Raw genomic sequence first — 10,352 nt, 5'->3', positions numbered from 1 at the left:
CGCCTGCCATAGCCGCATCCGTGTATAAGCTATAAGCCGAAAGCGTTACCCCGAATAGCGGGTGTATCGCTCTCGGCTTTTTTAATGACTGTGTTACAAGATCATTGTTATTTTAAATGTAGTTATAGAAAAAATTAATTAGTCGCTGCGATAGTAAGCATGCTACAGTAATATTATTCTTTATATCTGATTAAATAGATAGGATTAATTATTCTTTTAAGCAACTTAGAACATTATAAACAACAATATAGTGAGGCGGGTTAATATGAGCGAAATCTATCGTCTAGCACAACAGAAGGACGCCGAAAGATTGCAGTATGTGACGTATGAGGCATACGAAACGATTCGGCAGTTGGGGCTGCAGTGGCCTGCCGCTCAGGCAAACGTTGCTCTCATTCAGGAGAACATTAAAAATAATGACTGCTATGTGCTGGAAGTGGATGGCGTCATCCAGGCTACGGTTAGCCATCTGAAAAATAGAGCTCTTGATTTTATAACCGATTTACCGTTTGTGATGTGGTTCGCCGTGGACCCGGCTGCACAGGGCAAAGGATATGGGAGAAAACTGCTGAATTGGGTAGAGCAGGCGATTATTCGTGATCAGGTGGGTGCCCCTGCGGTGACACTGGCGACAGCGGAGAAGCATCCATATCTGCTATCTATGTACGAGCGCTGGGGATATGAACGTATTCAAGCTTTTGACCGTGGAACAGGGGATGGGATGATGCATTACTGCGTAAAGTAGTGAATCCTGAGTTATTTGATGCCTACATTCGTGAAAAAAATGAAGCAGAGACAGCTAACCGAAATTAGACCCGATTACCGGGAAGGAACGAAGCCGATTCGTCCGCTGAAAGGGGTATGGATAAAATGAAATTTGTATTGTTCAGTTATAATGATGTACTTCATTTTGGTCCTGGTGTTGCGTTACGGTTTATGGTTATCATAGACAAAGGTATAAATTTATCGTTACATTCGGATACAAAGGAGATATATGATGGCTGAGCCTTTAAAAAATATGTACACAGAGGAATTTCTTCGCCTTTTCGGTGAAAGAGTACAAACTGCTTATAGCTCGTTTGATACCAACGGATTTATCCGTCAAGTTATGAATGAAGAATGGGACGAACTGGAGCTAAAAGCCCGGATGCGACGAATTTCACTAACATTGGGAACGTACTTGCCAAATCGCTATGAAGAAGCCTTGGCTATCCTGTTTGCCATAGACGAGCATTGCAGCGGTTTTCCGTACTTATTCTTCCCGGACTTTGTAGAGGTGTACGGGCAGGGAGAAGAGCATTGGGACCTCTCCATGAAGGCACTGGAGCGTTTTACATCAAAATCCTCTGCAGAGTTTGCTGTGAGACCCTTTCTACTCCGTGAACCGGAAAGAATGATGCGGCAGATGACGGCTTGGGCAGGACATCAAAGCGAGCACGTCCGTCGTCTTGCGAGTGAAGGCTGCCGTCCAAGATTACCCTGGGGGCAGGCACTGCCCATGTTTAAACACGATCCTGCTCCAGTATTGAACGTATTGGAATTACTAAAAGCCGATCCGTCACTGTATGTACGTAAAAGTGTAGCGAATAACCTGAACGACATCGCCAAGGACCATCCCGATACGATCATAGCTACGGCTAGGCGCTGGAAAGGCACGCACCCTGATACGGACTGGATTGTGCGTCACGGCTGCCGGACTTTGATTCGCAAATCCATCCCTGAAGTGATGGCCATGTTCGGCTATGCCGAAGAAACGAACGGATCACCGCTAGTTACGGAAGCATTTTTTACCGTCGATCCGGCTGTGTTAAAGCTCGGTGATAGCTGTGAGCTGAGTTATGCACTTCAACTTCGGGAAGGTGACCCTGTGCGAGTCCGCATCGAATACGGCATCGACTTTATAAAGGCGAGAGGACAAGCCTCACGTAAATTATTTCTGCTTTCCGATAAAACCGTTCCAGGGGGAACCCGTCTTACAGGTGTGCGCACACACCGTTTTGCAGACCTGACGACCCGCCGCCATTACTCGGGCGCACACCGTATTATACTGCTTGTGAACGGGCAAGAAGCCGCATCTACAATAGTGGAACTCCAGTTTTAAAAGCTCTATAGCAGAAAGAAAAAGAGTCTGAAACGAGGCTCTTTTTTTGTTGTTTGTTCATATAATTTATTTTTTTTCAAAAAAATTAATGGTGGTATTAGAACCAGGTACTAGGACGTGGTATACTACAATAAGATATGGCTCTCATCTTATGTACAAAGGGGAAATATAATTTGACAGATCAGCAGCAGTGGCTTGCGCCTGAATATTACAATATAACTTCGGAAATGGAACACCATAATGCTGGTAAAACAGCACTCAAGTGGTTGAGCGAAACAGGAGAATACGAGGAGATCACTTATGGAGAGCTGTTAAAAAAGGCTAATCGACTGGCTGGTGGACTTATGAGTCTGGGATTTAATAAAGGAGACAGAGTTCTGGTCGTAGTACCACGGCGTATTATTGCATATGTGATTTACCTGGCGTGCTTGAAGCTGGGACTCGCCGTTATTCCTTCTTCGGAAATGCTGCGGGCTAAGGATATTGCGTATCGTCTTCGCCATTCACAAGCACGAGGAATTGTTGCATGGACCGGAGTAACTGGTGAAGTGGACAAAATAAATGATGATTTGCCTGACCTGGATTATCGGATCATGGTTTCCGGTGACAACCCGGCACCTGCACCCGGCTGGCTTGAGCTGGATGAATTGATGGACGGACAGCGCGATACTTTTAAAGCTGTGAAGACACATCGGGACGATATGGCGATTCTGGCCTATACCTCAGGTACTACAGGGAATCCTAAAGGTGTTGTACATAGCCATGGCTGGGGGGATGCTCATCTGCGAATCACATCCCCATGGCTGGATATCCAAGCTTCAGATGTTGTATGGGCTACGGCAGCGCCGGGATGGCAAAAATGGATTTGGAGTCCTTTTTTATCCGTACTGGGGAATGGGGCGACCGGATTCGTATATAATGGCCCGTTTCGTCCAGGTCGTTATTTGCACTTCCTGCAGGAATATGGGATTCAGGTATTATGTTGCACGCCTACGGAGTATCGGATTATGGCGAAGACGGATGGTTTGGATCAGTACGATCTGTCTGAATTGCGCAGCGCTGTTTCTGCGGGAGAACCGCTTAATCAGGAGGTCATTAACAAGTTTCTGGAGCAGTTCAACATTACGATTCGTGACGGTTACGGACAGACGGAAAGCACATTAATTATTGGTAACTTGAAGGACGAACCTCTGCGTACAGGCTCGATGGGTAAATCCATTGCGCCGGGACTTGTTGAGGTCATAGACGAGGACGGCATTCCACTGGAGCCAGGTCAAGTCGGTGATATTGCAGTGCGTGCTGATCTTCCGGCATTATTTCATACGTATTATCTTGATCCGGAACGCAAAGCAACCAGTCTCCGTGGTGACTATTTTGTGACAGGAGATCGGGCTCGCAAAGACGAGGATGGATATTTCTGGTTTGAAGGACGCGGTGATGATATCATTATTAGCTCTGGTTATACCATTGGCCCGTTTGAAGTAGAGGAAGCGCTTATGAAGCATGACTCCGTGCAGGAATGTGCTGTTGTAGCAAGTCCTGACCCCATGCGTGGACATATCGTAAAGGCATTCGTTGTACTCAAAGCCGGAGTAAAAGAATCACCGGAACTGGTGAAGGAGCTGCAGCAGCATGTTAAAGCATGGACTGCACCCTACAAGTATCCACGAAAAATAGAGTTTATTCAGGAACTTCCCAAAACCAGTTCGGGTAAAATTCGAAGAGTGGTGCTGCGTGAATTGGAAAAGCAATCTGTACTGTAATTATAAAATTAAATATGATGAAAATGGAACAGGAGCGTGGGAACATGAGTACATTCGAAACATTGCTGGAGCAATATGCAGAGCTTGTCGTGAGAGTAGGGGTCAACATTCAGCCCGGACAGGTATTTTTGGTTACAGCACCGCTGGAAACCATTGATTTTACGCGCTTGATTGTCAGTAAAGCCTATGAAGCAGGGGCCAAATACGTACAGGTAGAGTTTGAGGACGATCAAATTACACGCAGTCGCTTTGAACAGGGTGACGAAGCTTGCTTTGATTATTACCCGGCATGGAAGGCGGAAATGATGGAAAAACTCGCGGAAGAGGGTGGAGCTACGCTAACCATCAAGGTACCGAATCCCGATCTGTATCAAGACATTGATCCACAAAAGGTTTCACGTGCGACGAAGGCGGCGGTCACTGCGAGAGAAGGCTTTTCCCAATATACCCGGAATCATAAAATTAGCTGGTGTCTGATTAAAGCGCCAACGAAGGCTTGGGCTGATAAAGTATTTGCCGATGTGGCAGAAGAGGATCGCATTCGTGTCATGTGGGATACGATTTTCCAAATGAACCGTGTAGACGGCTCAGATCCTGTTCAAAATTGGCAGGAGCATTTGAAGAATCTTGAACAGCTGCAAAACAAGCTGAATCATAAAAAATATAAAAGCTTGCACTACCGTGCACCCGGAACAGATTTAAAAATTAAACTAGCTGACGGGCATATCTGGCGCAGTGGTGGTGGTGAAAACGAACGTGGAGATTATTTTGTGGCCAATATGCCGACAGAAGAAGTGTTCACGATGCCTAAGCGCACAGGTGTGAATGGTTATGTTACCAGCACCATGCCGTTAAATTTGAACGGGCAGCTAGTGGATCGCATTACTTTTACCTTTAAGGACGGCAAAGTCACCGAGTATACAGCGGAATCCGGCGAGCAGCATCTGACTCATTTACTCGCTACGGATGAAGGGGCCAGCTATTTGGGTGAAGTTGCATTGGTTCCGCACGCTTCACCAATTTCAAATCTCAATCGTATTTTTTACAATACGGGAATTGACGAAAATGCCTCCTGTCATTTAGCTCTGGGCAGTGCGTATCCTTTTAATATGGAAAAAGGAACACAAATGAGTCGGGAGGAATTGTTGAGGAACGGTGCTAATGTCAGCCTGACTCATGTTGATTTTATGATTGGTTCAGCCGAGCTGGATATTGACGGCGAGCTGCAAGACGGAAGCAAAGAAGCAGTGTTTCGCAAAGGAAATTGGGCCATTTAGTCTTTTTCTCAATCTAATTCAAGCAACCCGCAAACGATCCCTTCGTTTTGCGGGTTTTTCTGTATCCCAATTGTAAAATTGTCCCTTGTATTTGTGAAGTGTAAAGTGCTAAACTCAATTTAAACAATGTTTAAAACGTTGTTTAAATTTATGATTGATTAAGGGATTCAGTTCCTTTGATTGGCACTGAGTGGACTAAATAAGAGGAGGAGAAGCATGCATGAATCAGGCAGACAAAAAACAACAAACCAAAGAAAAGATATTAGAAGCTGCGCTGGAATTCATTAAAAAAGAAGGTTTTGAGGCGGTTACTATCAGAAAAATTGCTGACCTATCGGCCACTAATATTTCTCTGGTTAATTATTATTTTGGTTCAAAAGAAAATCTGCTGAGTGAAGCTATTGAGGTCATTTTGAATGGCTTTCAACACACGTTTTCTATCTTGGACAATACAGCATTACCGCCTCAGGATAGACTGAAACAATTTTTGTTTGATTATTTACAGGTCATTCGCCAATACCCGGAGCTTCTCTCGCGGATTATTGCCATGGGTAGTACGCCCTTTACATCTCAGCAGGAATACGGAAGGTTTTTAAGTATTATGGGGTTTCCGAAGGTTCAGGGCACGATTAAGGAGCTGACAGGTGAGGAACAGCCAGAACGATTACTGGCGATGATGCTGCAATTATTCGGAGCAATTTTTCTACCTGCGCTAATGAGCCCGATACTTGAATCCGGAGCAGTTGCGAAAATACCGTCAATTGAGGAACAATTAAACCTGTTATTTGAAAGATATTTTGATCAAAAATAAGTCAATCATAGGAGTGACTACTATGAATTTTATAAGAAAATATTGGCAAGATGCAGGCGCAATTATTGGTTTGGTTATATGCATTGGGCTACTTATGAACAGGGCTATCCTTTTTGATATCACGGGGATACTCTGGCTAAGCTTTGTAGCTATACTGTTCCATCAATTTGAGGAGTACCGCTGGCCTGGATATTTTCCCGGTTTATTTAATAGTACGATGTTTAAAAGTAAAGCACCGGATCATTATCCCTTAAATACCCATTCAGCCATGATTATTAATGTGGCGATTGCCTATATATTTTATTTGCTCCCCGTATGTTTTCCACAAGTAATCTGGCTTGGACTCGCTCCCGTTTTTATGGGATTCTTCCAGGTCGTCTGGCACGGCATTGTTGTTAATATCAAAGCAAAAACCTTATATAATCCTGGCCTGGTTACAGCGCTTCTCGTCCATGTTCCCGTCGGAATTTGGTATATTCATGAAGTGGTGAAGCACGACATGTCAACCGGAATGGACTGGATATTGGGAACGATTTACTTTGTTCTTGCTGTATATATTTTCATCATTAAAGGGAATATGTGGTTGAAGAGAGAGGACTCCCCTTACTCTTTTTCTAAACAACAATTGGGAGCTTACATTCGTAAATAGTGTCTACAATTAAGTCGTTTTCGTCACAATGACAGAAGCGACTTTTTACAATGGCGTTGCATTTTTATGAGAGGATGTTTATACTTATATTAGTAATTGATTAATTACTTATCGGAAATTCTCGATAAGTAAAAAGGATGAATAAGTCATGGCTAAAACTACGTCAACATCAATAAATCGCACAAACGAAATCATATCCGCTGCTATTGAAGTGTTTGCAGAGATGGGCTACTATCGAGCTACAACAGCTAAAGTGGCAGAACGGGCCAATATTTCCCAGCCGTATGTTTTCCGCTTTTTTGCTACCAAGGAAGCATTACTTGTCGAGGCTCTGAAGGTTTCCTTTGCGCGCATCCAAGAATCCTTTCAGCAGGTTATTCATTCGGCCCCGTCTGAACAGCTAGAGCAGGAGCTGATTACGGCTTATTCGCAAATTATGACGGAATACCGCAATGAGATACTTTTACAAATGCAGGCACAGACCATCGGGGAGGATGTGGTTGTGAGCGTGATGCAGCAGGGATTCCGTGATATTCATTCGATCGTATTTGGTGCATTTCGTCATGCAGGTATTGAACATGCATCGCAAAGAACGATGCTCTTTCTTGCCAGAGGGATGCTCTGTAATATCTCGATGTCTCTGGATCTACCGGAACTGATGAAAATAGACGATTAATTTTGGTTTATGCAAACTGGAGTCGCGCCTTGGCGCGGCTTTTTTTGCTTGTGAGCATAAACCGCTAAATAGGTTGACAATAGGAGTGAGCTTCGTTATCTTTATACATATAGGGGTATATGTATATACGAATTGAATCAATACCCGTTCAAAAATAGGAGGTATACACAATGTCATCAAATAGCATCCAAGCAGACTATATTCTTGATTGTAAAGGCCTGGCTTGTCCTATGCCTATTGTAAAAACAAAACGGGCTATGAATGAGCTCAATCCAGGGCAGGTTATGGAAGTTCAGGCAACTGACAAGGGTTCATTAGCCGATTTTCAGAGCTGGGCACAGAACACCGGGCATCAATATGTAGGCACGCTTCAAAAAGGAGATGTAATACATCATTATCTGCGCAAATCGAATTCTGCACAAGTGAAGGCAGAACTAATGCTTCCTTCAACAATTAGCCACGAAGAGCTGCAGACGAAATTGTCCGGAAAGCAGAACATATTACTGCTGGATGTTCGGGAACCCGCGGAATTTGAGCTTCGACATATTCCTGGATCAAAATCCATCCCTCTCGGTGAACTGGAGAACAGGCTCAACGAGCTGAATCTGGATGAAGAAATCGCAGTGATTTGCCAAGCTGGGGGACGCAGTGAAAGAGCTTGCCAGTTATTAGCAGCTAAAGGCGCTAATAACGTCAAATCTGTGCTTTTAGGCATATCCGAATGGACAGGAGAGACGAAGGGGAGCCAATCCATATGATTACAACAGGAGGAAATGTTGCGATGAATCAGGAGCATGCCCAGCAAAAAACAACGATTGTATTATTCAGTGGGGAGCTGGATAAGGCGATTGCTGCATTCATTATTGCGAACGGGGCGGCGGCATATGATCATGAAGTAACTATATTTTTTACGTTTTGGGGTCTAAACATGCTGCGTAAAGATGAACTTGTACGAAGGAAAAAGGGATTGCTCGAAAAAGCCTTTGGCTGGATGATGCCCCGCGGCCCTCAAAAACTTGCATTGTCCAAAATGAATTTTGCTGGACTCGGCCCACGGATGATTAAACATGTCATGAAAAGGCATAATGCGCTATCCCTTCCACAGCTTATAGAGCTGGCGCGAGAGCAGGGGATTAAGCTCATAGCCTGTACCATGTCAATGGATCTGTTAGGACTGCAACAAGAAGAGTTAATTGATGGTTTGGAATATGCCGGAGTTGCCGCCTACCTGGGTGAGGCTTCGCAAGGGAAGGTAAATCTATTTATCTAGGGTGTGCTATTTATTTTTTTGGTTTATAATATACCTATACGTGTATATGGTAAGTCAAAAAAGGAGTTGCATTGCTTGTGGATTACAATTATAGTGATGAACTGAAAACACGCCTGAGAAGGATTGAGGGTCAGGTACGTGGAGTACTTCGTTTAATGGATGAGGGAAAGTCATGCAAGGATGTAGTCAGCCAGCTATCAGCTGTACGCAATGCATCAGATAAAGCGATTGCTCAAATTGTGGCAGAGAATCTGCAGCGTTGTATTTTGGAAGAGCAAGAGGCTGGAGGGGATACGGATAAGCTGGTTAAAGAAGCGATTCAGCTGCTTGTAAAAAGCCGCTAATCATAATAAAAATGTTTATTTGTTATTTAAAGTGAAAAAATTTATGCATCGTAAATGGTGTTGACAAAAAAATCCGTTGTAAATATAATGTTTACAACGGAAGGTGATCTTAATGCAAATTAGCAGCCGATTTTCAATTGCAGTTCATATGCTGTCCCTTATACACGTACGTGCTGATTATCTTACTTCTGACCAAATTGCCGATAGCGTAAATACAAACCCGGTGATTATACGGCAAATAACCCGATTACTTAAAAAATCCGGATTAATCGGTGTTCGCAGGGGAACTGGGGGCTCGTTTCTATTAAAAGAAGCGGCTGAGATCTCCTTATATAATGTGTATAAAGCAGTAGAGGCTATTGAGAATGATCAATTGTTTAATACTCATGAAAATCCTAATCCCAATTGTTGGGTTGGCGCCAATATCAATCAGGTTCTTGAGCTTATACTCATTAAAGCTCAACATGCGATGGAAAGTATATTGCAAAATGTTTCTATACAAGAAATCACTGAGCTTATCATTCGAAAAAATCATGCTTCTTAATTAGGAGGCATCTTTTTTTATAACTGTTGTAATGATTATCATTACAACGTCGACTATGATGAAGATTTTCGGTCTTGGAATGTTGAAGAACATTATAGGAGGTGAGGTAAATGTGACTGCAAATAAATTAATTAAAAGAACGAATCTCAAATGAGGAGGATTAAACAGATGATAAATAACAGTAAAATTAAAGAAGAAGTAAAAGAGCTGCGTTGGGAAGAGAAGGTGAACTCTTACATACAATTCATTCCGAATATAGAGTTCTCCAATGCCGGAGGTAATTCATTGAAATTAAATCTGTTGATTTACCGTGACCCTATGGACGAATTATTCAACAGAGAGGGAAATCAGGAGAAATATCCCTTGATTATATATTTACAAGGTTGTGGATGGGGGTGGTCAAAACAGGATACCTTTGCTTTTGTGCCCCAGCTGAGCGAATTTGCAAAAATGGGATATGTTATCGCAAGTGTGCAGTATAGAACCAGTGACAGTGCTATATTTCCGGCTCAAATTCAAGATGTAAAAGCAGCTGTACGCTTCCTGAAGGCTAATGCGTCTTTATATAATATCGATCCAGAAAGAGTAGGCGTATGGGGAGATTCATCTGGCGCCCATCTTGCACTACTGTTGGGATTAACAGAAGGAAATGAAGAGTTTACAGGAGACAGGGAATACCCAAATGAGTCCAGCAGTATTCAAGCAGTTGTAGACTGGTTTGGTCCGACGGATTTTCTGACCATGAGCCAGTATCCATCCGTTTTTGACCACGATTCACCTCATTCTCCAGAGTCCAAACTAGTGGGAGGCGCTATTCAGGAGAACAAAGATAAAGCAAGAAAGGCTAGTCCAATGCAATATATTCACTCGGAAGCACCACCTATTTTAATTTCAAAATGCGAGGTCTAACTCCACCG

At 43.3% G+C, this 10,352-nt stretch carries 11 protein-coding genes and 1 pseudogene; all 12 read left to right on the top strand.

What is annotated here, in order from left to right:
• The first annotated feature begins 265 nt into the window (after positions 1-265).
• Positions 266-813, top strand: a pseudogene (locus L693_RS0106595) (GNAT family N-acetyltransferase).
• 184 nt (positions 814-997) lie between these two features.
• Positions 998-2,101 (top strand): hypothetical protein, encoded by a 1,104-nt coding sequence (locus L693_RS0106585; protein WP_025716593.1) that lies wholly within the window; start codon positions 998-1,000, stop codon positions 2,099-2,101.
• 173 nt (positions 2,102-2,274) lie between these two features.
• Positions 2,275-3,864 carry an acyl-CoA synthetase gene (locus L693_RS0106580; RefSeq protein WP_025716592.1) on the top strand — a complete coding sequence of 530 codons (1,590 nt, stop codon included), beginning with the start codon at positions 2,275-2,277 and terminating at the stop codon, positions 3,862-3,864.
• Between the two features lie 44 nt (positions 3,865-3,908).
• Entirely contained in the window at positions 3,909-5,141 is a 1,233-nt protein-coding gene (locus tag L693_RS0106575; RefSeq protein ID WP_025716591.1) for an aminopeptidase, read from the top strand.
• Between the two features lie 220 nt (positions 5,142-5,361).
• Positions 5,362-5,952: a TetR/AcrR family transcriptional regulator gene (locus L693_RS0106570; protein ID WP_025716590.1), complete on the top strand. Its 591-nt coding sequence runs from the start codon at positions 5,362-5,364 to the stop codon at positions 5,950-5,952.
• A 22-nt stretch (positions 5,953-5,974) separates the two neighbouring features.
• A complete protein-coding gene (locus tag L693_RS0106565; protein ID WP_025716589.1) occupies positions 5,975-6,601 on the top strand; it encodes an HXXEE domain-containing protein in 627 nt (208 codons plus the stop codon).
• 148 nt (positions 6,602-6,749) lie between these two features.
• Positions 6,750-7,277, top strand: a complete 528-nt coding sequence (locus tag L693_RS0106560) for a TetR/AcrR family transcriptional regulator (protein ID WP_025716588.1) — start codon at positions 6,750-6,752, stop codon at positions 7,275-7,277.
• A gap of 170 nt (positions 7,278-7,447) precedes the next feature.
• Positions 7,448-8,035, top strand: a complete 588-nt coding sequence (locus tag L693_RS0106555) for a sulfurtransferase TusA family protein (RefSeq protein ID WP_025716587.1) — start codon at positions 7,448-7,450, stop codon at positions 8,033-8,035.
• Complete coding sequence (locus L693_RS0106550) at positions 8,032-8,547, top strand: DsrE/DsrF/DrsH-like family protein (RefSeq protein WP_049825081.1); 516 nt, start codon at positions 8,032-8,034, stop codon at positions 8,545-8,547. The genes L693_RS0106555 and L693_RS0106550 overlap by 4 nt, the downstream gene beginning before the upstream one ends.
• A gap of 77 nt (positions 8,548-8,624) precedes the next feature.
• Positions 8,625-8,891 (top strand): metal-sensitive transcriptional regulator, encoded by a 267-nt coding sequence (locus L693_RS0106545; protein WP_013310304.1) that lies wholly within the window; start codon positions 8,625-8,627, stop codon positions 8,889-8,891.
• A 112-nt stretch (positions 8,892-9,003) separates the two neighbouring features.
• The gene (locus L693_RS0106540; RefSeq protein ID WP_025716585.1) at positions 9,004-9,435 is read left to right on the top strand and encodes an Rrf2 family transcriptional regulator; all 432 of its coding nucleotides are present in this window, start codon (positions 9,004-9,006) and stop codon (positions 9,433-9,435) included.
• A 168-nt stretch (positions 9,436-9,603) separates the two neighbouring features.
• Complete coding sequence (locus L693_RS0106530; protein WP_081752091.1) at positions 9,604-10,344, top strand: alpha/beta hydrolase; 741 nt, start codon at positions 9,604-9,606, stop codon at positions 10,342-10,344.
• Positions 10,345-10,352: the final 8 nt, after the last annotated feature.

It is taken from the genome of Paenibacillus sp. 1-18 (genome assembly GCF_000520755.1).
Lineage (GTDB): Bacteria > Bacillota > Bacilli > Paenibacillales > Paenibacillaceae > Paenibacillus > Paenibacillus brasilensis.
This window is presented reverse-complemented; position numbering and strand designations above follow the sequence as displayed.

What these genes read in the sequence shown, in the direction of transcription:
- L693_RS0106575 (WP_025716591.1), top strand. Translation starts at nt 3,909, where the DNA reads ATGAGTACATTCGAAACATTGCTGGAGCAATATGCAGAGCTTGTCGTG.
- L693_RS0106540 (WP_025716585.1), top strand. Translation starts at nt 9,004, where the DNA reads ATGCAAATTAGCAGCCGATTTTCAATTGCAGTTCATATGCTGTCCCTT.
- L693_RS0106565 (WP_025716589.1), top strand. Translation starts at nt 5,975, where the DNA reads ATGAATTTTATAAGAAAATATTGGCAAGATGCAGGCGCAATTATTGGT.
- L693_RS0106550 (WP_049825081.1), top strand. Translation starts at nt 8,032, where the DNA reads ATGATTACAACAGGAGGAAATGTTGCGATGAATCAGGAGCATGCCCAG.
- L693_RS0106530 (WP_081752091.1), top strand. Translation starts at nt 9,604, where the DNA reads ATGATAAATAACAGTAAAATTAAAGAAGAAGTAAAAGAGCTGCGTTGG.
- L693_RS0106585 (WP_025716593.1), top strand. Translation starts at nt 998, where the DNA reads ATGGCTGAGCCTTTAAAAAATATGTACACAGAGGAATTTCTTCGCCTT.
- L693_RS0106560 (WP_025716588.1), top strand. Translation starts at nt 6,750, where the DNA reads ATGGCTAAAACTACGTCAACATCAATAAATCGCACAAACGAAATCATA.
- L693_RS0106570 (WP_025716590.1), top strand. Translation starts at nt 5,362, where the DNA reads ATGAATCAGGCAGACAAAAAACAACAAACCAAAGAAAAGATATTAGAA.
- L693_RS0106555 (WP_025716587.1), top strand. Translation starts at nt 7,448, where the DNA reads ATGTCATCAAATAGCATCCAAGCAGACTATATTCTTGATTGTAAAGGC.